Annotated in this window: 1 protein-coding gene; it reads left to right on the forward strand. The window is 38.5% G+C overall.

Translation table 11 applies throughout. The features are described 5' to 3' along the window. On the forward strand, positions 1 to 472 hold a 472-nt coding region (locus V5298_RS20790), incomplete at its 5' end, for a hypothetical protein (protein ID WP_332933309.1). Between the last annotated feature and the right edge of the window lie 118 nt (positions 473 to 590).

The raw sequence follows: 590 nt of genomic DNA on the forward strand, positions 1-590 counted from the left end.
GGCGTTATGTACCAAGGATAGTTCAATGGTTTATCGAGTAAAATGGAAAGAGCTTGCACGACACATGGTCAAGCAATTGTTCATCATTCTATCGGTCGGCTTTACAATCATCATGTGTATTCGTCTCTTTTCAGTATCATTTGATATTGAAGAAACGTTTAAACACGTCAGCCTTATTCAACTTCCATTGATGTTTTTGGCTATATTTCTATTCAGCTTATTTTTCGGTGTCACAATAGGTTATTTACTTAAATGCTCGTACGTTACAATAGAAAATAATGAAATCAGTGGTAGAAATTATTGGTTACTCAAGCGTCGCTTCAAAATGAACGAAATTGAAAAGGCCTTTCCTTTCAATAGTAATGGTATGCCTGTTGTCGTTGTGGATGCTGGAAAAAAAGGTCAAATATTCGTGCCAATTCACATTGAAGGTTCTGAAGAGTTGTTTCAACAGTTAGACAGATATGCGTAAGGTACATAACAAACGCATTAACACTCGCTGCGCTCGCTAGGGACAAAAATACGTAGGCTCCCTACGCTTCGCTTGGTTATTGTAGCCTACGTATTTTTGCCCGTTATGCGGGCCGTTA

It is taken from the genome of Alteromonas sp. 14N.309.X.WAT.G.H12, from assembly GCF_036697315.1.
In the GTDB taxonomy this organism is placed as follows: Bacteria; Pseudomonadota; Gammaproteobacteria; order Enterobacterales; family Alteromonadaceae; genus Alteromonas.